The organism is Actinoallomurus purpureus (assembly GCF_024055795.1).
Classification (GTDB): domain Bacteria; phylum Actinomycetota; class Actinomycetes; order Streptosporangiales; family Streptosporangiaceae; genus Actinoallomurus; species Actinoallomurus purpureus.
This window is the reverse complement of the sequence record NZ_JAMXMY010000017.1, coordinates 23,914-46,657: the sequence shown is the minus strand read 5'-3', so window position 1 is coordinate 46,657 and position 22,744 is coordinate 23,914. Positions and strand designations below refer to the sequence as shown.

21 protein-coding genes and 1 pseudogene are annotated in these 22,744 nt (G+C 69.9%); 17 read left to right on the top strand and 5 right to left on the bottom strand.

Annotation, left to right across the window (positions count from 1 at the left end):
- Window positions 1-27: 27 nt before the first annotated feature.
- The 4 genes from NE236_RS28060 (at window position 28) to NE236_RS28045 (ending at window position 4,016) form a co-directional block, all read left to right on the top strand.
- Window positions 28-396: an ArsR/SmtB family transcription factor gene (locus NE236_RS28060; RefSeq protein WP_252845168.1), complete on the top strand. Its 369-nt coding sequence runs from the start codon at window positions 28-30 to the stop codon at window positions 394-396.
- Window positions 393-662, top strand: coding sequence for a hypothetical protein (locus NE236_RS28055; RefSeq protein ID WP_252845167.1), 270 nt, complete (start codon window positions 393-395; stop codon window positions 660-662). The genes NE236_RS28060 and NE236_RS28055 overlap by 4 nt, the downstream gene beginning before the upstream one ends.
- A 117-nt stretch (window positions 663-779) precedes the next feature.
- Window positions 780-3,089, top strand: a complete 2,310-nt coding sequence (locus NE236_RS28050) for an MMPL family transporter (RefSeq protein ID WP_252845166.1) — start codon at window positions 780-782, stop codon at window positions 3,087-3,089.
- Between the two features lie 210 nt (window positions 3,090-3,299).
- Window positions 3,300-4,016 carry a Type 1 glutamine amidotransferase-like domain-containing protein gene (locus NE236_RS28045; RefSeq protein ID WP_252845165.1) on the top strand — a complete coding sequence of 239 codons (717 nt, stop codon included), beginning with the start codon at window positions 3,300-3,302 and terminating at the stop codon, window positions 4,014-4,016.
- Between the two features lie 57 nt (window positions 4,017-4,073).
- Here NE236_RS28045 and NE236_RS28040 read toward each other — a convergent pair whose 3' ends face one another.
- Both NE236_RS28040 and NE236_RS28035 read right to left on the bottom strand, forming a co-directional pair.
- A complete protein-coding gene (locus tag NE236_RS28040; protein WP_252845164.1) occupies window positions 4,074-4,478 on the bottom strand; it encodes a hypothetical protein in 405 nt (134 codons plus the stop codon).
- Window positions 4,479-4,779: 301 nt separating this feature from the next.
- Window positions 4,780-5,031: a hypothetical protein gene (locus NE236_RS28035; protein ID WP_252845161.1), complete on the bottom strand. Its 252-nt coding sequence runs from the start codon at window positions 5,029-5,031 to the stop codon at window positions 4,780-4,782.
- Between the two features lie 633 nt (window positions 5,032-5,664).
- Between NE236_RS28035 and NE236_RS28030 the strand changes: the two genes are divergently transcribed.
- The 8 genes from NE236_RS28030 to NE236_RS27995 all read left to right on the top strand — a co-directional run bounded on the left by NE236_RS28030 (window position 5,665) and on the right by NE236_RS27995 (window position 11,784).
- Complete coding sequence (locus NE236_RS28030) at window positions 5,665-5,910, top strand: ATP-binding protein (RefSeq protein WP_252845160.1); 246 nt, start codon at window positions 5,665-5,667, stop codon at window positions 5,908-5,910.
- Window positions 5,911-6,115: 205 nt separating this feature from the next.
- The gene (locus NE236_RS28025) at window positions 6,116-6,592 is read left to right on the top strand and encodes a hypothetical protein (RefSeq protein WP_252845159.1); all 477 of its coding nucleotides are present in this window, start codon (window positions 6,116-6,118) and stop codon (window positions 6,590-6,592) included.
- Complete coding sequence (locus tag NE236_RS28020) at window positions 6,589-7,752, top strand: sensor histidine kinase (protein WP_252845158.1); 1,164 nt, start codon at window positions 6,589-6,591, stop codon at window positions 7,750-7,752. Before NE236_RS28025 ends, NE236_RS28020 begins: the two co-directional genes overlap by 4 nt.
- On the top strand, window positions 7,749-8,405 hold the full coding sequence (locus NE236_RS28015; protein ID WP_252845157.1) for a response regulator transcription factor: 657 nt from the start codon (window positions 7,749-7,751) through the stop codon (window positions 8,403-8,405). Before NE236_RS28020 ends, NE236_RS28015 begins: the two co-directional genes overlap by 4 nt.
- A 153-nt stretch (window positions 8,406-8,558) precedes the next feature.
- Window positions 8,559-8,915, top strand: coding sequence for a hypothetical protein (locus NE236_RS28010; protein ID WP_252845156.1), 357 nt, complete (start codon window positions 8,559-8,561; stop codon window positions 8,913-8,915).
- Between the two features lie 267 nt (window positions 8,916-9,182).
- The gene (locus tag NE236_RS28005; RefSeq protein WP_252845155.1) at window positions 9,183-9,698 is read left to right on the top strand and encodes a GNAT family N-acetyltransferase; all 516 of its coding nucleotides are present in this window, start codon (window positions 9,183-9,185) and stop codon (window positions 9,696-9,698) included.
- A gap of 31 nt (window positions 9,699-9,729) precedes the next feature.
- The gene (locus NE236_RS28000; protein ID WP_252845154.1) at window positions 9,730-10,305 is read left to right on the top strand and encodes a TetR/AcrR family transcriptional regulator; all 576 of its coding nucleotides are present in this window, start codon (window positions 9,730-9,732) and stop codon (window positions 10,303-10,305) included.
- A gap of 66 nt (window positions 10,306-10,371) precedes the next feature.
- Window positions 10,372-11,784 (top strand): MFS transporter, encoded by a 1,413-nt coding sequence (locus tag NE236_RS27995; RefSeq protein ID WP_252845153.1) that lies wholly within the window; start codon window positions 10,372-10,374, stop codon window positions 11,782-11,784.
- A gap of 86 nt (window positions 11,785-11,870) precedes the next feature.
- Here the strand turns inward: NE236_RS27995 and NE236_RS27990 are convergent, their stop codons facing one another.
- The gene (locus tag NE236_RS27990) at window positions 11,871-14,393 is read right to left on the bottom strand and encodes a DNA gyrase/topoisomerase IV subunit A (RefSeq protein WP_252845152.1); all 2,523 of its coding nucleotides are present in this window, start codon (window positions 14,391-14,393) and stop codon (window positions 11,871-11,873) included.
- Window positions 14,394-14,748: 355 nt separating this feature from the next.
- On the opposite strand from NE236_RS27990, the gene NE236_RS27985 reads away from it, so the two are divergent.
- From NE236_RS27985 to NE236_RS27975, 3 genes are all read left to right on the top strand, one after another.
- Window positions 14,749-15,024, top strand: a complete 276-nt coding sequence (locus NE236_RS27985; RefSeq protein ID WP_252845151.1) for a winged helix DNA-binding protein — start codon at window positions 14,749-14,751, stop codon at window positions 15,022-15,024.
- Between the two features lie 260 nt (window positions 15,025-15,284).
- Entirely contained in the window at window positions 15,285-17,219 is a 1,935-nt protein-coding gene (locus tag NE236_RS27980) for an alpha-hydroxy-acid oxidizing protein (RefSeq protein WP_252845332.1), read from the top strand.
- A gap of 134 nt (window positions 17,220-17,353) precedes the next feature.
- Window positions 17,354-17,683, top strand: coding sequence for an ArsR/SmtB family transcription factor (locus NE236_RS27975; protein ID WP_252845150.1), 330 nt, complete (start codon window positions 17,354-17,356; stop codon window positions 17,681-17,683).
- 141 nt (window positions 17,684-17,824) lie between these two features.
- Here NE236_RS27975 and NE236_RS27970 read toward each other — a convergent pair whose 3' ends face one another.
- Complete coding sequence (locus tag NE236_RS27970; RefSeq protein ID WP_252845149.1) at window positions 17,825-18,379, bottom strand: hypothetical protein; 555 nt, start codon at window positions 18,377-18,379, stop codon at window positions 17,825-17,827.
- 331 nt (window positions 18,380-18,710) lie between these two features.
- On the opposite strand from NE236_RS27970, the pseudogene NE236_RS27965 reads away from it, so the two are divergent.
- Together NE236_RS27965 and NE236_RS27960 are read left to right on the top strand one after the other, a co-directional pair.
- Window positions 18,711-19,918, top strand: a pseudogene (locus NE236_RS27965) (RNA-guided endonuclease InsQ/TnpB family protein).
- A 279-nt stretch (window positions 19,919-20,197) separates the two neighbouring features.
- Window positions 20,198-20,416 (top strand): hypothetical protein, encoded by a 219-nt coding sequence (locus NE236_RS27960; RefSeq protein WP_252845148.1) that lies wholly within the window; start codon window positions 20,198-20,200, stop codon window positions 20,414-20,416.
- A 45-nt stretch (window positions 20,417-20,461) separates the two neighbouring features.
- Here the strand turns inward: NE236_RS27960 and NE236_RS27955 are convergent, their stop codons facing one another.
- Window positions 20,462-22,621 carry a RecQ family ATP-dependent DNA helicase gene (locus NE236_RS27955; RefSeq protein WP_252845146.1) on the bottom strand — a complete coding sequence of 720 codons (2,160 nt, stop codon included), beginning with the start codon at window positions 22,619-22,621 and terminating at the stop codon, window positions 20,462-20,464.
- Window positions 22,622-22,744 lie beyond the last annotated feature (123 nt).

The following is a 22,744-nucleotide window of genomic DNA, read 5'->3' as shown; positions in this document are numbered from 1 at the left end:
ATGGCACCTGCTAACATTTCTTTGCATGTGCGGGACATCGCGATGAGCGGCTCCGTTCCGAACGGTGACGAGCTGGTGCGGGTGCTGGCGACGCTGGCCAATCCGCATCGGATGAGGGTGGTCGCGGCGCTGGCGCGCGAACGCGCGTACGTCAGCGAACTGGCCCGCGTGCTGGGCATCAGCCGGCCACTGCTCCAGGTGCACCTGCGGAAACTGGAGTCGGCCGGCCTCGTCTCAGCGCGGCTCGAAGTCTCGGAGGACGGCAAGGCAATGAAGTTCTATGAGGTGAACCCGTTCGCGATCGAGTTGACACCTGAGGTCATCGAAGCCGCGGAACGAACACTGAGCACGCCGGGCGACGGTCCGGGCGGCGAAACGAAGGGATCTCGAGAATGAGCGGACACGGCTTGGCGGAGGCCGTCGGAGCCTTCGGCATGTTCACCCTGGCCACGAGTGTGATCACGGTTTCGATCCGGCAGCTCGCCGGCACCCGGCGGGCCAAGGTGCTGGTGGTCCGGGAGCAGGAGTACCGAAAAATCGCCGAAGAGGCCGTCGCCACCCAGCAGAGCACCGAGCAGTTGCTGACAGAACTCAACGGGCGCCTCACGGAGATGCAGTCCCGCATGGAGTCACTCGAACGGATCCTTCAGACGGTCGAGTGACGGCAGGCCCTGGGCCGCCGAGCGGCAACTCGACGGCCCAGGTGACGAAGAAGCACCACCTCGCCCCTCGGGGCGAGTTCTCACAGGAACGCTCCTTCACTGAAAGGACAGCAGTTCATGCTGCCTACTGGCAAATCGACCCGCGGGCGCCCCGGACCGGCCGATCCGTCGGCGGCGACCGGGCCGCCCCGGGGTGCCCTGGTCGAGCGGATCGCGGGCTGGTCGGTCCGGCACCGCGCCCTCGCGATCAGCGGCTGGTTCGTTCTCGTCATCGTCGCCGTCCTGTCGAGCGCGCTGATGCCGGGGAAGACGATGAACAGCACGGACCCCGGCGAGTCAGGCCGTGTCGATCGAGTGCTGTCCGCCCAGCAGGGGTACGTGCCGAGCCTGGAGAACGTGCTCATCCAGTCCCGTACGCCGGGCGGGGAGCGGTTCGCCGACAGTGCCGAGCTGGGGAACGCCACGCGCGATCTCGCGGCGACCTTGCGCCGCATGTCGGGCGCGGTGACCGAGGTCCGATCCCCGTTGGAGGAGACCGGCGACGGATCGCGGGCGCGAGGCGAGACGGCGGGCGGGAACGCGAACCGACTGGTGTCGAGAGACGGCCGCTCCGGTCTCGTCACGTTCCAGATCGCGGTGGACCACGACCTGCGCGCCCACTACGACGCCGCCGTACGGGCCGTGCGGTCGGTACAGGCCCGCCATCCGCAGGTCAGGCTGGCGCAGGCGGGGGACCACAGCCTGTCGCTCGCCGTGGACCAGGGCATCAAGGACGACTTCAAGAGCGCTGAGTTCGTCTCGTTGCCGCTCACCGTGCTCATCCTGCTCGTGGTGTTCGGCTCGCTGATCGCGATGGGCATCCCGCTGCTGCTGGCGGTGACCACTGTGGTCGGTACGTTCGGCTTCCTGCAGGTGATCGCGCACTGGGTCCCGGTGAACAGCGCGACGTCGTCGATGGTCCTGCTGATCGGTATGGCGGTGGGGATCGACTACTCCCTCTTCTACCTGCGTCGTGAGCGGGAGGAACGCGCCGCCGGACGCGGCGTCGTCGAGGCGCTGAAGATCGCCGCGCGCACCTCGGGACGGGTCGTGGTCGTCTCGGGGCTGACCGTGATGCTCTGCCTCAGCGGGCTGCTGTTCACCGGGCTGGACAACTTCCGCGGGCTCACGGTCGGATCGGTCCTCGTGGTCGGCCTGGCCATGGTCGGGTCGGTCACGGTCCTGCCCGCCCTGCTGGCCCTGCTGGGCCGCTGGGTGGACAAGGCCCGCGTCCCGTGGCTCGGCCGCCGCCGGACCACCGCCACGGAGTCGCGGACCTGGTCACTGGTGGCCCGCGCGGTCGTACGGCGGCCGCTGCTGTGGGGCGGAGCGGCGACACTGGCCTTGGTCGTGCTGGCGCTGCCCGCCTTCGGGATGCGGCTGCAGGACGCGGCGACCACCGACAGCCTGCCGCGCAGCGTTCCGGTCGTGGACGCCGCGCTCCGCATGCAAGAAGCGTTCCCGGGCACGCCCGCGCCGGCCCGGGTGGTGATCTGGGCGAAGGGGGGCGGCACGGTGGACGGCCCGGCCGTGCGCCAGGCGATCGAGGACCTGCACGGGCGCGTCGCCGCCGGTGACCGCACGCTCGGCGAACCCATCTCAGCGGTGACGGTCGACCACACCCTGGTCGTGCGGGTGCCGCTGGCGGACTTCCGTACGAACGACGCGGCGAACCGGGCGCTGGAGACGTTGCGCGACCGGATCCTGCCCGCGACGCTCGGCCGAGTGGACGGCATCGACTACGCGGTCGCCGGGAAGACCGCCGTCGCCCACGACTTCGCCGAGCAGCTCGACTCCCGCACGCCGATCGTCTTCGCCTTCGTGCTGATCCTGGCGTTCGTCCTGCTCGTCGCGTCGTTCCGTTCCCTGGCCGTCCCGGTCATCTCCGTCGCGTTGAACCTGCTGTCGATCGGCGCGGCGTACGGAGTGCTCACCTGGGTGTTCCAGGATGGTCACCTGGGCTCGCTGCTCGGTTTCCGCTCGTACGGCGGGGTGGTCGACTGGCTGCCCATGTTCATGTTCGTGATCCTGTTCGGGCTGAGCATGGACTACCACATCTTCATCCTCAGCCGGATCCGCGAGCGCTGGAGCGCCGGAGCGGACGTCCGTGACGCGGTCGTCGGCGGTATCGCCGGCAGCGCGGGAGTCGTCACCAGCGCCGCTGTGATCATGACGGCGGTGTTCAGCGTGTTCGTCACCCTGACCGCCATCGAGTACAAGATGATGGGCGTCGGCATGGCGGTGGCCATCATCATCGACGCCACGATCGTCCGTGGAGTGCTCCTGCCCGCCGCCATCGCCCTGCTCGGCCCCCGGAGCTGGACGCTTCCACGATGGCTCCGATGGCTCCCGGGATCCGCGGAGCCGCGCCACCACGGTCCGATCTGAGTCCGCATCACACACGACGATGTGCCGGGAGCGGATACGGCCTGCCCAGCCCTGGGCGAGGTGGGGCAGGCCGTCTCACCCATGCACGCGGCCGATCCCAGCTTCAGATCCGGTGCGGCGTCCGAAGCCTGAAAAGAGCGGGTCATGAGTGCGGGGGCGACGATCCGGGACTTCGGGCCGGTTCTGTGAGTCTGTGAAACGATCGAGCGCATGGCAGCTGGCGTACCGACGATCCTTGCCACAACGATGGGGTTCCATCGAGGCAGTCGGCGCTGGAGGCCGGGTCCGATCTTCGACTTCGCCTTCGAGTTGGCGGGGAAGCCGCAGCGGCCGCGGGTGTGTTTCATCGCCACGGCGGGCGGTGACCAGCCTGCCAGCGTCAGCGGCTTCTACGGGGCCTTGGCCGACACCGACGTACGGGCTTCGCACCTGGCCCTGTTCGACATGCCCAACGTCGACGACATCGCCGAGCACCTATCGGCCCAGGACGTGATCTGGGTGGATCGAGGCAGCCTGGTGAACCTCATCGCGGTCTGGCGGGCGCACGGCCTCAGCGAGATCCTGCGGGAGTGCTGGCAAGCGGGGGTCGTGCTGGCCGGCGAGTCGGCCGGCTCGTTGTGCTGGCATGCCGCGGGCACCACGGACTCCTTCGGGCCGAAGGTCGCCCCTGCTGACGGGCTGGGCTTCCTGCCCTTCTCCAACGCTGTCCACTACGCCCACCGCCGGACGTCATTCCACACTCTGATCGGAGACGGCGTGGTGCCCGCGCCCGGGTATGCCACCGACATAGGTGCAGGGTTGTACTACCGCGGCACGGAACTGGTCGAGACAATCACCGACCGGGCCGGCGCCGGTGCCTACCGGGTCGAGCGAAACGCAGACGGCACGGTGAGCGAGACAGCGCTCGAGCCGCGACGGCTGCGTTAGGGCACGGTGGCCTTGACGATCATCCGCTGTGGCTCGACCCAGGTCGCAGCCCCGTGTTCAGCCCAGGACGCCGAGGCGGTGGCGGACCTCGTTCGCGTCGTCGCGTGCGGGCCAGCGGGCGAGCGCGGGCAGGACGCGGTGCAACTCGCTGCGGGTGGTCTGGGAGTCGACCGTGGTGGCTTCGTCGACGACGTCGAGGATCAGGCCACAGGCGAGGGCGGGCTCGCCTGCGTTGGCATAGGCATGGGCGAGTTTGGCCCGGGTGATGATGCGGGTACGCGGGGATCCGTTGCCGATGCCCTTCATCCGTGGGACGAGCGCCTCGATTGCGTCTCCACCGCCGAGATAGACCTGGCAGGTGGCCTCGTAGATGGCGAGCAGGTCAGGGTCGTTGACACTGTACTGGCCGACCACCGGCCCGTCCTCCTCACCATTCCGGGCGGCACGGTCGAAGAAGTCCACCGTTTTCTCCAACGCCCGCTTGCTGGCGTCCGGGCGCCGCGCGAGAGCGTATCCATAGGATCACTCCTTTCCTTGGTCGCTCTTGGTAATCTAGTGGTATCGTTCTGTCATCAGCATGCCCCGTGCCCAGGCGACGCGGGGCGCCCTCCTCGGTCCGATAGCTGTGCAGGCTGGACCGATAGCGTCCGGAGGGACGTGCCACGCGGGTCGGCGGCTCTGCCTGCCGACACCAGGGCACGAAGGCGATTGGCATATACCCGGCATCCAGCCGGGACGATTCCCGAGGATTCCTCGGGATCGCTTAGCCAATCAGAGACGCTGCCTGCTTGGCGGCAAGGCCACAGATCCGCAGTGGGGTGCCGGGGGTGTTGAGCGCGAGCAGCGCCTGTTCGGCGGCGGCTAGGCCGGTCGCTGAACAGGCGCTGATCGCCAGCATGGAGCGGCGTACGTGCGTATAGGAGGCCATCGCCTGCCAGCGGGCGACCGAGAACCACTGCTGAACCCGGTCGGTCCAATACAGTGCCGCGCTGAGGTCTCCGCTCTCCTCGGCCATCCAGCTCAGTGATTCGGCGCAGCGAGTCTGCAAGATTGTGATCTCGCGGGCCAACGGGCGCACGGCGGCGGACCGCATCGATGACGGCTACATGCCCCGTCAGATGGGTCGATCAGCCGAGCCGGCGGCAGGGTTCGCCCGGCGGCCTTGAACCCGCCCAGGGCTCGGGTGAGCTCGGCCAGGAATTCCTCGTCGGGGGCCAGGCCAGTGGTGGCCTGCTGCAGGCAGCCGAACATGGTTCCGCCGAGGGCTCCGATGCCCAAAGCGGCCAACAGCTGTCTTCGTGATACCGGCACCGTGATTCCTCGCTGGGGAACGTGCACCAGGACGACGTCACAGTCGGATGCCACCATTTCGTCCCCGACCCGAGCGTGTCTCGGGTGACCTGCGGCTCGCCGCGGAGCCCACCGCCGTTAGCGCCGCTCGCGCGTTCGTCCGCGACGAGCTGCACAACTGGCGGCTGGACGAGCCGACCGGCTACGACCTGCCCGGCACGACCGAGCTGATCACGAGCGAGCTCGTAACCAACAGCCTGAAGGCCACCGTCTCTCTCCCTCGGCTTGTCGCCGGACCACAGGCCCTGAACCGGTCACCATCGTCCTTCGGCTTCGGCTCATCCGCCGCAGCCTGTTCGTGGAGGTCTGGGACGCCGATCCCCACCCGCCCGTTCTCGTCGACGCGGGTGACCTCGGAGAGAACGGGCGAGGGCTGCTCCTGGTCACCGCCTTGGCCAAGGCATGGGACTACTACCCATCCGACTCCCCGATCGGCGGCAAGGTCGTGTGGGCCGAGATCGACCTGCCCGTGGAGCTCGCCCGTCACATGCCCGCGATCACTAGCCGTCCGACCACGCGCCCGCAGCCACCCGCCCATCGGTAACGCACCCGGCCGAACACATGTCGACGGTCATCAACCCGGCTGGGCACTCGCTCCGGGTACCTGGTCACGGTCAGGGATCATCCTTCGCGCGAAGCGATTCGGCGAGGGTCGAGGGGTCGGAGAGAGCTCCACCCGGGGGTGGAGGGGGCCGGGATCCAACCCGGCTCCGATCCGCAGGGGGCGGCGGATCCCTACCGTCGAGGTCATGCACGATCTCCTCAACGGCCTGCTGGTCGCCGCCGTCATCGTCTTCGTCATCGTCCGCCGGTTCTCGGCACGGCGGGTCGCGGCGGACAGGCCGTACCTCCTTCCCGGCATCATCGCCGTCATCGGGTTGACCCGGGGCCACGTGATCGATCCCCATCACCCGGTGCTCGGCGCGGTCCTGCTGGCGGGGGAGATCGTCGCCGCGCTCGCGCTCGGCTGCGGGCTCGGGGCCACGATGCGGGTCTGGCGGGAGCGCGACGGGTCCGTCTGGAGCCGTGGAACGTGGGCGACCTTCGGCGTCTTTCTCGCTTCGATCGCCGTGCGGGGCGGGGGCGCGGGCTTGGGGTACGCGGCCGGGGTCACGTCCGGAACGGGAGCGATCGTGCTGTCCGTGGCCGCCTGGATGCTCACCCAGAACCTCATGCTCGCCTGGCGGGCCCGTACGCTTCCGGCGCCGGTTAGCGTTCAGCTGTGACCCGAGTCCCCCTTCTCCGCGGCGAGCTTCGCCTGCTGTGCCGGCTGCGTGCCGTCGTCAACGGGACGGACAGCCCGGAGCGGCTGGTCATCCGGATCGGTGCGCTCGCGGGCGGGCTCGTGTGGTTCTGCTACGCGATGCTGCACGGCACCGGCCGGCCGGGCCTCGGGCTGGACCGTACAGACCTCGTGTACACCGTCGGGGTGTGTCTCGCGGTCGCCGGTCTCGTTCTGGGGATCGTCGCGCATCGGCTCAGGTGGCCGTACGAGCACCTGTTCTTCGCGGCCGACGCGGTCATCGGCGTCCTGCTCTACCTCGGCGCGCCGGACAGGCCGGCCAGCGCCCTGCTCTTCGCGGTGTCCGGGTTCGCCGCGGAGTACTACCCGACCCGCCGGGCGTTGCCGACGGCGGTCATCGCGGGCTTCGGCATCGGGTTCGGTACGGAGCTGCAGGGCCGCCCGCTGGGAGACCTGTGGGCGATCGTCGGCCTGGTCGGCGTGTTCGCCGGGGTGCGCGCCAGCAGGGCCCGGGAGGCGACGCGGCGGGCCGAGCAGGAGAATCTCGTGCTGGCCGAGCGCGCGCACATCGCCCGGGAGATCCATGACATCCTCGCCCACTCCCTGTCCGCGCAGCTGGTGCACCTCGAAGGCGCCCGACTGCTGATCGCGAACGGCAGGACCGACGAGGCCCTCGACCGAGTGGAACGCGCGCGGGGCCTGGCACGGAGCGGCCTGGAGGAGACCCGCCGGGCGTTGGCCACGCTGCGCGGGGACATCCCGCCGACCGACGAGGTGATCCGGGAGCTCGCCGACGAGCATCGGTCGGTCGCGGACGTCCGCTGCGACGTGACCGTCACCGGAGAGCCCCGCGAGCTGGAACCGAAGGCCGGCCTGGCGGTCATCCGTACGGCGCAGGAGGCGCTGACCAACGCGCGTAAGCACGCGCCGGGAGCCGACGTGGCGGTCGACCTGCGTTATCTCGACCACTGGTGCGAGCTGGAGGTCCGCGACACGGGCGGTGGGGGACCCGGTCCGCTGGCGGTGACCGGTGGCGGCTACGGTCTGGTCGGGATGCGCGAGCGTGCGGAGCTGATCGGCGGCGCGTTGGAGGCGGGTCCGCAGGAGGAGGGGTACCGAGTGCTGCTCAGAGTGCCGCTGTGACGCGCGTGCTGGTGGTGGACGACCAGACGGTGGTGCGTGACGGCCTCGTCCTGCTGCTCGGGCTGTTGCCCGGCATCGACGTGGTCGGGTCGGCGGCCGACGGCGAGGAGGCGGTGCGCCTGGTCGGCGAGCACGAGCCGGAGGTCGTGCTCATGGACCTGCGCATGCCGCGCGTGGACGGCGTCGAGGCCACCCGGCGGATCAAGGCCGCGCATCCGGCCGTGCAGATCGTCGTGCTGACGACGTACAGCGACGACGAGTCGGTGTTCGCCGCCCTCCAGGCGGGCGCGCGCGGGTACCTGACGAAGGACGCCGGTGCGGACGAGATCGCGCGGGCCATCGAGGCCGTCCGTGACGGGGCGGCTCAGCTGGACCCGTCCGTCCAGCGACGGCTCGTCGACGCGCTCGCCGCGGGCGGGCAACCGCAGCGCCGCCGCAAGGGGGATCTGCCGGACGGGCTCACCCAGCGGGAGGCCGAGGTCCTGGTGCTGATCGCCGAGGGGAAGTCGAACGCGGAGATCGCCCGGGAGCTGTTCATCAGCGAGGCGACCGTGAAGACGCACATCAACAACCTCTTCGCCAAGACCGGGGTGCGCGACCGGGCGCAGGCCGTCACGTACGCCTATCGCAAGGGTCTCGTCTCACCTGGATGACGCGGTATTGGGACCTGAGCGGCAATGGGGGCTCATCCGAATGCAAGAGGTCGGTGTGTTTCGGGCTTCGGCCGGACATCAACGGTGACAGTGGGTCCCTTGTCGACTACTGTGCGCCATTGGCCGGAGTGAATGCCTTTCCAAGGAGGCCGCATGCGGAAGTCCCACATGATCGCTGAATGCCTGCGTCGTCACGCCTGGTGGCGACTCAACCGAGCCGACGCACGCGATGACGGGCGCAACGCGCGGAGCGCGGTCGCCCTTCTCGACGCGGCGGCGTACGCCGCCGATCTCCCGGACGACGTGGCCGTCATCACCCGTCTCGCCGCAGCCGGGTGCTTCTCGGGCGACGAGTTCCGGCTGAACGAGATCGCGGAGCGCATCGTGCGCTTCTGGCACTACGAGGAGGCCGCCGGCGGCCCGGCCGACCTGCTCACGGCCATCGCCGAGACCGTACGACCGCCCAAGATCCCCGCCCAGCGGGACGGCGGCCGCTCGCTGCGCCGCTGACCCGCAGCGCCGCGCGAGCGACGCCGAGTGCTGCGGGTCTGGGCCGTCACGCGTGGCCGGGACCGGGAGCCTTTCATGGTCGGCTCGGCCGGGGAGTTGGCTCGTCACGTCCGCAAGGCCGCCCGGATTCAGCGGCGCGCCGCGAACGCCTCGCCACGGCACTGACGGTTCCGGCGCCCGCCGCGCGGGCGGCAGGGATGCCGGTCACCGCCGGCCTCGTACGGAAATGCGGATGCCCGTCGCTGGCAGGGCGGGGAAGATGACCGGATGCGCATCCGTGCGGTGGAAGCCGGTGACCTCCCGATCCTCCAGGACATCGAGGTGGCCGCCGGACGGTGGTTCCGCGACGTCGACATGCCGGAGATCGCGGGGGACGAGCCGCTTCCGCTCGGCGAGCTCGCCCACTACCAACAAGCCGGGATGGCGTGGGCGGCGGTGGACGCGGCCGATCGGCCGGTCGCCTACCTCATCGCCGCGCGCATCGACGCCGGGGTGCACGTGGAGCAGGTGTCGGTGCATCCGAACAGCGCGCGTCGGCGGATCGGCCGGTCACTCCTCGACCACGTGGCCGCCCAGGCCGGGGGCGAAGGGGCGTCCGCGCTCACTCTGGCGACCTTCGAACACGTGCCGTGGAACGCCCCGTACTACCTGCGGTGCGGATTCCGGACGCTGACGGACGCCGAGCTCACCCCTGGCCTGCGAGCCATCCGCCGGCGGGAGGCCGCCCTCGGCCTGGACCGCTGGCCGCGGGTCTGCATGCTGCGCCCTCTGCGTGATTTTTGACAGATCCATCAAAAACTGACAACCTGCCGGCATGGCACGTCCGAGGAAGTTCGATGCCGACGCGGCCGTCGAGGCGGCGATGGAGACGTTCTGGGCCAAGGGGTACACCGCGACCTCGACCGATGATCTGATCAACGAGACCGGGATGCTCCGCGGCAGCCTCTACAACGCCTTCGGCAGCAAGCGGCGCCTGTTCGAGCTGGCGCTGCGCCGTTACCGGGACAAGGGCGCGGCCGGGCAGAACGCGATTCAGGCCGACCGGCCGCCGCTGGAGCGCATTCGGTGGCTCATGCTCAGTGGCGTGGATCGGACGGTGGCCGACCGCCGCGGCTGCCTCGCGGTCAATACCGTCACTGAACTGGCCGGTGCGGAACCCGAGCTGTCGGCGCTGGCCCGCCAGTGCTTCACTCAGCTCGAAGCGGCGCTGGTGGAGGCGATCGAGGACGGCAGGGCCCAGGGTGAGGTCCGGGCCGACCGGCCGGCCCGCCTGCTCGCTCGCCAGGTGATGAGTGCCTTCCACGGTCTGCTCGTGCAGGCCAAGGCCGGCTACAACCCCCAGTCGCTGCACGAGACCGTCGACGCGGTGGTCGCCGACCTGCGCGCCTGAGTGTTGGCGGGAAAGCGTCTTCGCGCGCCCAAGTTTTTGACTGATCTATCAAAAACGGAGGATTCCATGCCCCTGCTGCCCGTCATCCTGGCGGCCTTCTTCATGTACGGCTTCGACGGCAACGTGGTCAACGTCGCCCTTCCCGCCATCCAGTCCGACCTCGGTGCCGGGGCGGCGGCACTGGAACTGGTCGTCGGCGGCTACGTCTTCAGCTACGCCGCCGGGCTCGTCCTCGGGGGCCGTCTGGGCGACCTTCTCGGCCGACGGAGGATGTTCGTGACGGGTGTGGCGGCCTTCACCCTGGCCTCCGTGCTGTGCGGGCTGGCGCAAAGCCCGGTCCAACTCGTGCTCGCCCGTATGTTGCAGGGACTGACGGCCGCCGCCATGGTGCCGCAGGTACTCGCCCTCATCACCACCGTCATCCCTGGGGAGCAACGGCCACGCGCGCTGGCGTGGTTCGGCGTCACCGGCGGACTCAGCGGCGTGTGCGGCCAACTGCTGGGCGGCCTGCTGCTCGGCGCCGACGTCCTCGGCCTCGGCTGGCGGGCGATCTTCTTCATCAACCTGCCCGTCGGCCTGATCGTCTTTGCCCTCGCCCCCGCCCTGCTGCCGCGCACCACCGCCAACGGCCGCCCGGCCCTGGACGGGATCGGAGCCTTGGGTGTCTCTGGATCGCTGGCGCTGGCCCTCGTGCCCTTGGTCCTCGGCCGGGAGGAAGGCTGGCCGGTGTGGATCTGGGCGCTCCTGGTGTCCTCCGTGCCCGCGTTCTGGGCAGCCGTGATGTGGGAGCGCCGCCTGGCTGCCCGCGGTGGTCAGCCGCTGCTCGACCTGACACTGTTCCACCGGAAGGTGTTCACCATCGGTATGGCCATCAACGCCGCGTTCATGGCCTTCTTCTCCAGCTACACCTTCGTGATCAGCCTCACCCTGCAGACCGGTTTCGGGTACAGCGCACTCGGGGCGGGGCTCATCTTCACCCCCACGGCGGTGCTGGCCATCGTCACGTCGCTGGCGGGCAAGCGTCTGATCGTCAAGTACGGTCTGCGGGTCATGACCGCGGGCGCGGCGATCACTGGGTTGAGCGTGCTGCTGGTCGCGGTCGGGTTGCAGGCCGAAGGGCACCGCGTCGCCGTCCCGTGGCTGCTCACCGCGATGGGCCTGATGGGCGTCGGTAACGGCCTGATCCTGCCGTCCCTGGTCGGCGCGCCGATGGCCGGGATCGCCCCCGAGCGGGCCGGCGTCGCCTCGGGCACGCTCTCCACCATCCAGCAGTTCGCCGGCGTGACCGGTGTCGCCGTCGTGGGCGGGATCTATTTCGCGGTGCTCGACCGTGATGGGTACGCGACGGCCGCGGAGGTGGCCGCATGGATCGCATTGGCCCTGGTGCTCACGATGATGGTGCTGACGGTACGGCTGGCCAGAGCCGTGGTCGCGCAGCGCCGGCCGAGCAGGGACAAGCCCGAAGCACTGGTCTCCTGACGTCTCTTCGCCTGCTCACGCGCACTCATGACAGGCCGCTCCCACGGTGGGCCGCCCGCCGTGCGGGCGGCCCGTCCGTCTCGGGTCTACTCCTCCGGAGGCTGCTCCGCCTCGGGGGCGGTGGCGTCTCCGGCCTGGTCGGCCGTGCCCGGGGCGCCGAGGGTGACCGGGCCGCCGATCGCGGCGATCGGCGTGGCCAGTTTCTCGCCGGATCCGTCGCGGCGGCCCAGCTCGGCGGGCAGGTCGATCGTCTTGCCGGTCATCCCCGCCGCCTTGGCCGGGACCGGGCCGGCCCACGCGAACAGCAGCGCGTCCTCGCCCTTGAGGAACCGGTGCGCCCGGACGCCGCCGGTCGCGCGGCCCTTCGCCGGGAAGTCGGCGTAGTCGGAGATCTTGATCGCACCGGTCTGGGTGCCGGGCAGCGCGGTCGAGCTGCCCGCGATGGTGACCACCACGGACTCCAGGGAGCCGTCGAGGGCCCCGAACCAGATGACCTTGGCGTCCGGGCCGAGGCGGATGCCCGCCATGCCGCCGGCGGCGCGGCCCTGCGGGCGTACGGACGAGGCGGGGAACCGCAGCACCTGCGCGTCGCTGGTGGCGAAGACCAGGTCGCGGTCCTCGGAGTCGAGCTGGATCGCGCGGACGACCTGGTCGCCGTCCTTGAGGCCGATCACCTCGAACTCGTCGGCGTTCTTCGGGTAGTCGGGGGCGACGCGTTTCACGACGCCCTGCTCGGTGCCGAGGGTCAGGCCGCCGCCGGCGTCGAGCGAGGCCAGCCCGACGACCGTCTCGCCGGAGCCCAGTTCGACGAACTCGCTCACCGGCGCGCCGCCGGCCAGCGACGGAGGCGACGCCGTCGGCGGTATGGCGGGGATGTCGATGACGTCCACCCGGATCAGGCGACCGATGTTGGTCACCGCGCCGAGCTGGCCGCGTGCGGTCGCGGCGACCGCCGAGACGACCACGTCGTGCGCCGCCCGGGGACCGTCCGCGGGCAGCGGCTCGGCGGACATCGTCCGGGCGAGGAGGCCGGTGGAGGACATCAGTACGAAGCACGGGTCGTCGGCGACCTCCAGCGGCACCGCGGCGGTCTTGGTCTCGCCGGAGGACTCCAGCAGCACGGTGCGGCGCGGCGTGCCGTACGTCTTGGCGATCTCGGCGAGCTCGTCGGAGACCATCTTGCGCAGCTTCGTCTCGGACTCGAGGATCGCGGTGAGCTGGGCGATCTCCTTGGTGAGCTGCTTCTTCTCCTTCTCCAGCTCGAGCCGGTCGTACTTGGTGAGGCGGCGCAGCGGCGTGTCGAGGATGTACTGCGACTGGATCTCCGACAGCTCGAAGACCTCCATCAGCCCCGCCTTGGCGGCGGCGGAGTCGTCGCTGGCCCGGATGACCTGGATGACCTCGTCGATGTTGAGCAGCGCGATGACCAGGCCGTCGACGAGGTGCAGGCGGTCCTGCCGCTTGGTGCGGCGGAACATGCTGCGGCGGCGCACGACCTCGATGCGGTGGTCGACGTACACCTGGAGCAGGTCGCGCAGGCCCAGGGTGCGCGGCTGGCCGTCGACCAGCGCGACGTTGTTGATGCCGAAGGTCTCCTCCATCGGCGTGAGCCGGTAGAGCTCCTCCAGCACCCGCTCCGGGTGGAAACCGTTCTTGATCTCGATGACGAGGCGCAGGCCCTGCTGCCGGTCGGTGAGGTCCTTCAGGTCCGCGATGCCGGCCAGCTTCTTCGCGTTGACCAGGTCCTTGATCTTGGCGACGACGCGCTCGGGGCCGACGGCGTACGGCAGCTCGGTCACGATGATGCCCTTGCGGCGCGGCGTGACCTGGTCGATGTGCGCGGTGGCACGGGTGCGGAACGTGCCGCGCCCGGTCGCGTACGCGTCGCGGATGCCCTCCAGACCGACGATCTTGCCGCCGGTGGGCAGGTCGGGCCCGGGCACGAAGCGCATGAGCTCGTCGAGCGACGCCTCGGGGTTGTCGATCAGGTGGCGGGCGGCGGTGATCACCTCGGTGAGGTTGTGCGGCGCCATGTTGGTCGCCATGCCGACCGCGATGCCGGAGGCGCCGTTGACCAGGAGGTTCGGGAAGGCCGCGGGGAGCACCTCCGGCTCGGTCTCCTGGCCGTCGTAGTTGGGCCGGAAGTCGACGGTCTCCTCGTCGATGGTCTCCACCATCAGCATGGCCTCGCGGGCCATGCGGGCCTCGGTGTACCGCATCGCGGCGGGGGAGTCGTCGCCGCCGAGCGAGCCGAAGTTGCCGTGCCCGTCGACGAGCCGCATCCGCATCGCCCACGGCTGCGCGAGGCGGACCAGCGCGTCGTAGATGGCGCTGTCACCGTGCGGGTGGAGCTTGCCCATCACCTCGCCGACGACGCGGGCGCACTTGACGTGTCCGCGGTCGGGCCGCAGGCCCATCTCGTTCATCGAGTAGAGGATGCGGCGCTGCACGGGCTTGAGCCCGTCGCGCGCGTCGGGAAGCGCCCGCTGGTAGATGACCGAGTAGGCGTACTCCAGGTAGCTGCCCCGCATCTCCTCGGAGACGTCGACGTCGACGATGTTCTCTTCGAAGTCCGGCGGGGGAGGGGTCTGCGAACCGCGTCGTGCCATGCAGCCATTGTCGCGGGTTCCGGTGACATCTTTGGTCGCTCTCCGCCTCATTCGGCATGTCTCGGCCTGACGCTTGGCAACGACAAGTCTTGTCGTATGCAATACCTTCGGTCATGGGGGACAAAACGGACACGCTGCTGAACGAGGAGATCGACGCGTTCCAGACCGCCACGAAGGGCCTGGTCGGCGTGACCCTTCGCAGCCTGGAGCTGCTAGAAGGGCGGGTCTCCCTCCCGCAGTTCCGGGTGCTCGTCGTGTTCGCCGATCTCGGCACCTCCCCTTCGTTGAGCGTCGCGCGAGCTCGGAATGAACGCCTCGGTGACCCGGCTCGCCGACCGTCTGGAGGCGAGCGGCAGTGGTGCGCGGCCACGATCCACGCAGCCGCAGCATCGTCACGCTGGCGCTCACGCCCGCCGGCCGGCGACTGGTCGACCAGGTCATGCGGTGGCGGCGCGATGAGCTGGCGCGGATCCCCGGCCGGCTGAGCCCGTCCGACCGCGCGGTTCTGACCGCCGCGCTGCACCGGTTCCACGAGGCGGTGGACCGGGACGGCGCCGACGAGGGCGATGCCTCGAGTGCGCGAGACCAGGAGGAACGGCCGACTCTGGCCACCGGCGGACAGGCGGCGTGACGGCCTGGGCGCACGCGCGCCCAGACGACGCTGCGGGCCTCCGGCCAGCGGCGCAGCTCTCCTCGATCTCTTCGGCGGCCGAGGCGGCGCCTGCCCCGCTTGGCTAATGCCGTGTCCAGAATCGTTGTTCGTGTAATCGGTCGATCATCGGATCTGGGTGATCGGGGTGCGATCTCGGCGATCGTCTCTGTCTTGTCGTAGGCACCTGCTGTAATCGCCTCGTGCCTCGACGTAGTGATCCGGATGCTGCCAAGGTGGTGATGCGTACCGCCCGGGTCGGCCTGCGCGTCACGCCCGCGCAGCGGGAGCGGTGTTTCGGGCTGCTGGTCGCGGCTGGGGATGTGTGGGCGTGTGTGCTGGATGTAAACCGGTGGCGGCGGCAGCGTGGTCTGTGGGCCGTGGCTTCGTATCAGGCGTTGTGCCAGGAGTTGTCGGCGGCGGGTCCGGGCACGTTCGGTGAGCTGGACACCAAGGGGGCGCGGTCGGTGCTGCGCCGGTACAGCGATGCCTGGTTCGCCGCCGCCAAGCGTCGCAAGAACGGGGATGCCTCGGCCCGGTTCCCGCGCCGCAAACGCCGGTTGATGCCGGTGCGGTACTACCACGGCACGTTCACCCTGGAGGACCGGCGGATACGGCTTCCGGTCAGTCGTGGGTGCGTGCCGTTGTGGGTGCGGCTGGACCGGGAGGTTCCCTACCCGGTGGAACAGGTACGGTCGGTCACCCTGCTGAACGAGGGCGGCCGGTTGTTCGTCGAGGTGACCGCCGAAGTCCCCGTCACCACCTATGCACCCGGCACTGAACCCGACCCGGACCGGGTGGCGGGGGTCGATCCGGGGGTGATTCATCCGTTCGCGGTGGCCGGACCGGATGGGGAAGGCTTGGTGGTGTCGGGGCGGGCGATTCGCGCCGAGAGCCACCTGCACCTCAAAGACACCAAACGTCGCCGCCGGACGATGGCCGTCCGGGCCCCGAAGCCGGGGCAGGTCGGGTCAAGGCGGTGGCGGAAGTTCCGGGCCCGGCAGCGGAAGGCCGGGCGGCACCATCACCACCAAAGGAGCGCCCGCATGTACGCCGACTTCCAGTTCGAGATCTACCTGGGCGGTCTGAACGACGTCCTGCCCTCGCTGCCGACCGACCTGACCCGCCTGGAGGCGCTCGCCCGCGAGAAGCTGCCGCGCGAGGCGTACGACTACGTCGCCGGTTCGGCGGGCACCGGGGACACCGCGGTCGCCAACCGCGAGGCGTTCCGGCGCCGGCGGATCGTCCCGCGCATGCTGCGCGGCGTCACCGGGGGCGACCTGACCACGCAGGTGCTCGGCACGGAACTTCCCGCCCCGGTCGTCCTCGGACCGGTCGGCGTGCTCCGGATCGTGCACCCGGAGGGGGAGCTCGCGGTGGCGCGGGCGGCGCGGGCCCTCGGGCTGCCCATGGTCCTGAGCACGGCCGCGTCGCACACCCTCGAGGAGGTGGCCGAGGCGGCGGGCTCCCGCTGGTACCAGCTGTACTGGCCGGGCGACCGCGACCTGGCGGTCAGCTTCCTGGAGCGGGCGCGGGCGGCGGGCTACACCGCCCTGGTCGTCACACTCGACACGTTCACGCTGGCCTGGCGGCCCGGCGACCTCGACAACGCCTACCTGCCGTTCCTGCGCGGCATTGGGATCCAGAACTACCTCGCCGATCCGGTGTTCACCGCCAAGGCCGGGGACGATCCGATCCTCCACTGGGCCGGTGTCTTCGGGAACCCCGGCCTGACCTGGGAGGACCTGGCGTTCCTGCGTGAGCACTGGGACGGGCCGATCGCCCTCAAGGGCGTTCAGGCGACCGATGACGCCCGCCACGCGGTGGACGCCGGCATGGACGGGATCGTCGTGTCCAACCACGGCGGGCGCCAGGTGGACGGCGCGGTGGCCTCGCTCGACGCGCTGCCGATCATCGCGCACGCGGTCGGCGACCAGATCGAGGTGCTGTTCGACAGCGGTGTACGGACCGGCGCCGACGTCGTCAAGGCCCTGGCGCTGGGCGCGAAGGCGGTCCTGCTGGGCCGCCCCTACGTGTACGGCCTGGCGCTCGACGGCGAGGCGGGCGTCCGGCACGTGCTCCGCTGCCTGCTCGCCGAACTCGAACTCACGCTCCGGCTGTCCGGCCACGACGCGATCGCCGCCCTGTCCTCGGACTCCCTGCACGAGCAGGCGTAGCACCCCGTGAGCGCATCCGCGCCCGGATGGGGACCGTGCGGCGGGCCGGTCATGGGCCGGCTGTGACGATGCTCTGGCCGGCCGGTGAGTACGACGACGGTCGAACTCACTACACCGTGAAATATGCTCGGTCCGTGAGCGAAGAGGTCTTCCATCCCCCCGTCGAGGAATTGACCCTCCCGAAGGTGCTCGCGGCCCTGGCCGATCCGGCGCGGCTGGCGACCGTCCGGACGCTGGCCCGCGCCGGCGAGTCGGCGTGTGGGCAGATCCAGCACGACGCGGGGCTGGAGGTCAGCAAGTCCACCATGTCGCACCACCTGCGCATCCTGCGCGAGGCGGGCATCACCCACTCGCGCGTCCAGGGCGCCCGCCGCCTGCTCACGCTCCGCCGTGACGACCTTGACCGGCGTTTCCCCGGCCTCCTGGACGCCGTCCTCCACTCGGAGCTCACCGAGGTCGGCTGAACCGGGTGGCCGGGTGGCCGGGTGGCCGGGTGGCCGGGTGGCCGGGTGGTCGGGTGCGCGGTCGACCGGTCCCACCGGATCGATTCTTTCTGCTCGGTGCGGCCCCGGCTGGGTGCCAGGGCCGCGCCGATGCGGGGTCGTTCACGTCGTACGGCCCCGAGTGCGCTGCCGGTGTCCCTTGACGTCGGGACGGCCGATGTGGCCCGCGGCGCGCTGGGACTCGCCGAGCCAGATCTGCGGGACGTACTGCTGGACGGCTGCGACAACCGGCCGCTGGTTGGCGGCACTGAGGGGGAGACGGTAACGCAGGCGGGGAAGGGCGGGGTGGAACGGCTCCTCGTCGCGGACCAGGGCCCACAGGACCGGGTCGTCCCGGTCGATGGGGCCGGTGGGGTACAGCTCCAGGGAGTAGACCTTCTGGTTGCGCCCGAACTCGCTCCAGCAGAGGCCGACGCCGGCCAGGGTGTGCCAGGGGATGACGTTCCGAAGGTTTCCCTTCTCGAGCCACAGCCCTGTTGTGTCGATGAGAATCCTGGTGCGGCGGTTCGTCCAGACACCGATGAAGACGATGACGCCGAGAACGCCGAGGGCCACCATGAACCCGAGTCCCGCGAATCCTCTGGCGGTGGACTCTCCCTTCTGGTTCCCGGTAGCGACCAGGACGACGCCGAAGATGCCGAAGGCACCGATCGCCATGAGAAGAATGGAGCAGGGGAGCCCGGTCATGGCGCTGCGGCGGCCGGTACGTATGACCGCGGCATTCGGTGCGGGGGAGGGCGTACTCGGCGGCAACATGGTGCGTGAGCCTAGCGAAAGCCTCCGCGCGATCGGTGGGCTTGCCGGATCGCGGACAAGCCGGAAAGGCGCTTCACCTAGTCCTCCGGAGGATGCCCCGGCCTTCAGGCCGGGGAGGATTCCGGACTCGGTCAGGAGCGGCCCGGCGTAGCCGGGACGGCCTGAGAACGGAGTCCGCCGACGTTCGGTCATTCGACTTACATGGGAGCGCGACAGTTGTAAGGTGTTGGTCATGCGGACGGCGTACAAGTGCCGGGCCTACCCGGACCCCGAACAGGCGGCGGTGTTCAGCCGTACGTTCGGGTGTGTGCGCCTGGTGTGGAACAAGACCCTCGCCGAACGCCACGCCGCGTACCACCAGCGGGGCGAAAAGACCTCCTACCGGCAGACCGACGCCGCTTTGACCGGGTGGAAGAAGACCGAGGACCTGGCGTTCTTGTCGGAGGTGTCGTCGGTTCCGTTGCAGCAGGCGCTGAGGCATCAGCACGCGGCGTTCGCGAACTTCTTCGCCGGCCGCGCGAAGTACCCGCGGTTCAAGAACCGCAACTCCCGGCAGACCGCGCACTACACCCGCTCGGCGTTCCGCATGAAGAACGGCGAGTTGTCCATGGCCAAGACCGCCACCCCGCTGAGGTTCGTGTGGTCCTTCGACGACGTCGAGGTCTCCACGCTCAACCCCACCATGGTCGTCATCTCCCGGGATCCGGACGGCCGCTGGTACGTCACGTTCGCCATCGACACCCAAGTGCCCGACCCCATCGATGAGGCCGGGCACGCCATCGGCATCGATCTGGGGATCAAGGACTTGCGGTCACCTCCGACGGGGAGCGCGTCGCCAACCCCCGGCATCTGGAGCGCAAGGCCCGTAACCTGGCCCGCTATCAGCGGCGGATGGCCCGCTGCCAGCGTGGGAGCATGAACCGGCGTAAGGCCAAGGCGAAGGTCGCCCGCGCCCACCGTAAGGTCCGTAACGCCCGCGCCGACTTCCTGCACCGCACCAGCACCAACCTGATCCGCCGGGCCGACACCATCGTCATCGAAGACCTCGCGGTCGCCAACATGGTGAAGAACCGCAGGCTGGCGCGGGTGATCTCCGATGCGGGGTGGGGGGAGTTCCGCCGGCAGTTGGAGTACAAGGCCGAACGCGCCGGGCGCACCCTCGTGGTCATCGACCGCTGGTACCCCTCCTCCAAGACCTGCTCGAACTGCGGGCACCTGCTCGCCAAGCTGAGCCTTTCCACCCGGCACTGGACGTGTCCGGGCTGCCGCACCCGGCATGACCGGGACATCAACGCGGCCGAGAACATCGTTGCGGCTGGTCGAGCCGTAGCCGGGCACAACCCCGGTGATGCCTGTGGAGCTGGTGTCAGACGGCAAGGGTCCTCCCTTCCGCAGTCGGCGCTGAAACAGGAAACCCGCGCCGTGAGGCGCCCGGCCTAAAGGCCGGATCGGCCACAAGGCCGATGGGAATCCCCCTTTCTTCAGAAGGGGGAGGAAGTCAAAGTATGTAATCGGCCGCTGCTGCTCGGGACCGTGCGACAGGCGCTACGCTCGCTCGTCATGGCGATGGGCGACAGGGGACAGCCGACGCAGCGAGGCGGCGAGGGCGATACGGTCCGGCCAGGGGCGGACGAGCTGAGGGCGCATTTCCAGAGTCAGTCGGATGCGGGCCTTGTGCGGGACCGGTCCCGGCAGGCACGGCGGACGCGCGGTGTGCGTATGGCTGCTGCGGTGGTGCTGGCGTTGCTCAGCCTGTACGAGCTTGTGTGGCGCTTCAAGGGTGGTGCTCAGGCGGGTGGTTGGACCGTGGTGTACGGCATGGGCCTCGGCTTCGCAGGTCTGAGTGCGGAATTGGCGCGGCGCGGACGCACCCGCTGGGCGTATGCGGCGTTCATCGCGGGGGCGTTGGCCCTGGCGACGGAGGATGCGCTGCCCTGACAACGAGCCCGGGCTCTCCATCCGTCCGTTGGCCGCGACGGCTGTTCAACCTGCCGCAGCGAGGACCAACGGAAGAACCCGTTCGCTGCCTGCCTGGCGGAGCAGGCGGGCAGCGACTGCGAGGGTCCAGCCGGAGTCGGTGTAGTCGTCCACGAGCAGGACGGGGCCGGGAGAGCGGGCCAGGGCACCAGCGAGCTCCCCAGAGACGGTGAAGGTGCCGGACAGCGCCCTGAGGCGTTGTGCGGAGTTGCTGCGCCGTGCCGCGTGCGCGCCGCTCGGCCCGGTGTAAGTCAGGGTGCCCAGAAAGGGGAGGCGGCCGATGGTCGCAATGCCCTGAGCGAGGGAACCGACCAGTTGCGGGCGGGTCAGGGCCGGAACAGCGACGACTCCTACCGGTCGGGCAGCGGCATCCGGGACATTCGACGCCCAGCCCCCCGGAGAGCGCGCCCAATCGGCGAGGACCGCCACCGCGGCCCGCAGGACATCGTCGGGGACCGACCCATCGGGCGCGTTCTCAGCCAGCAGCGGGCGCAGCCGGTTGCCCCAGCCGATGTCCGAGAGCCGCCCCAGGGCACGCCCAGTGGAGCACTGCTCTTTGTCCGGGATACGCCCCTTGAGGTCGATGCCCAGGGCGGGCATTCCCGTCGGCCACATCCGGCGTGGCTCAATCTCCACTCCCGGGCGATCCAGTTCCTTTGCCGCCCCCGTCAACGTTTCCGCCGAAACAGAGGAATCGACCCAGACTCCCGCGCAGTTGTCGCAACGGCCGCATGGGGTCGCCCCCTCGTCGTCCAGCTGCTGGCGCAGGAACTCCATTCGGCACTGGGACGCGCTCACGTAATCGCGCATGGCCTGCTGCTCGGCCGCCCGCTGCCGCGCCACCCATGCATAGCGCTCTGCCTCGTACACCCAGTCGGCTCCCGTGGCCGTCCAGCCGCCCTTCACTCGCTTTACCGCGCCGTCGACATCCAGCACCTTCAGCATCGTTTCCAGCCGGCTCCGCCGAAGATCCACCACCGCCTCCAGGGCCGGTACGGACAGCGGCCGTCCCGCACCCGCAAGGGCCGAGAGGGTCTGTCGAACCTGCGGCTCGGGCGGGAAGGCGGTATCGGCGAAATAGCGCCAGATGGCCTCGTCCTCCTTGCCCGGCAGCAGCAGCACATCGGCGTGGGCCACGCCGCGCCCCGCACGTCCCACCTGCTGGTAGTAGGCGATCGGCGAGGACGGCGAGCCGAGATGGACCACGAAGCCCAAGTCCGGCTTGTCGAAGCCCATGCCGAGCGCCGAGGTCGCGACCAGCGCCTTGACCCGGTTCTCCTGCAGGTCGACCTCGGCCTGCAGCCGGTCGGCGTTCTCCGTACGCCCCGTATAGGAGGCCACCCGGAAGCCGCGCTGCCGTAGGAATGCGGTGGCCTCCTCGGCTGCGGCGACGGTGAGGGTGTAGATGATCCCGGAGCCCGGCAACTCGTCCAGGTGCTCGGCGAGCCAGGCCATGCGGTGCGCGGCGTCCGGCAGCTGGACGACACCCAGCCGCAGGCTTTCCCTCTCCAGCGGGCCACGCAGCACCAGGGCCTCGCCGACGCCGGTACCCAACTGCTCGGCCACATCTGCCGTGACCCGCGCGTTCGCGGTCGCGGTGGTGGCCAGTACCGGCACGCCGGGGGCAAGCTCGGCGAGCATCGCCCGCAGCCGGCGGTAGTCGGGGCGGAAGTCGTGGCCCCAGTCGGAAATACAGTGCGCCTCGTCGACCACCAGCAGACCGGTCGTGGCCGCAAGCTTGGGCAGCATCTGGTCGCGAAAATCAACAGAATTGAGACGTTCCGGACTTACGAGGAGAACGTCGGTCTCACCGCGCTCGACCTCCTCGTAGATGGTGTCCCACTCTTCCGGGTTGGCCGAGTTGATGGTGCGCGCCCGGATACCGGCCCGCGCCGCCGACTCGACCTGGTTGCGCATCAGTGCCAGCAGCGGCGAGACGATCACCGTGGGGCCCGAGCCACGTCGGCGCAGCAGAGCGGTGGCAACGAAGTACACCGCCGACTTGCCCCAACCGGTGCGCTGAACCACCAGGGCACGCCGGCGCTCCTCCACCAGAGCCGCCACCGCCTGCCACTGATCCTCCCGCAGCCGTGCCGAACCTCCTGGGTCACCGACGAGCTCCGCGAGGATGGCATCGGCTTCAGTGCGGAGCTCCAGATCGTCCATGCCCCCATGCAACCCGATGGCGAGGACAATCTGCCACTTCACTCAGTGTGACCATCAACTCACGAACGGTTTCACCCGGCAGGCGTGCAGCCGGGCAGGCCGATCGCCGGCGTGGGTCTCGGC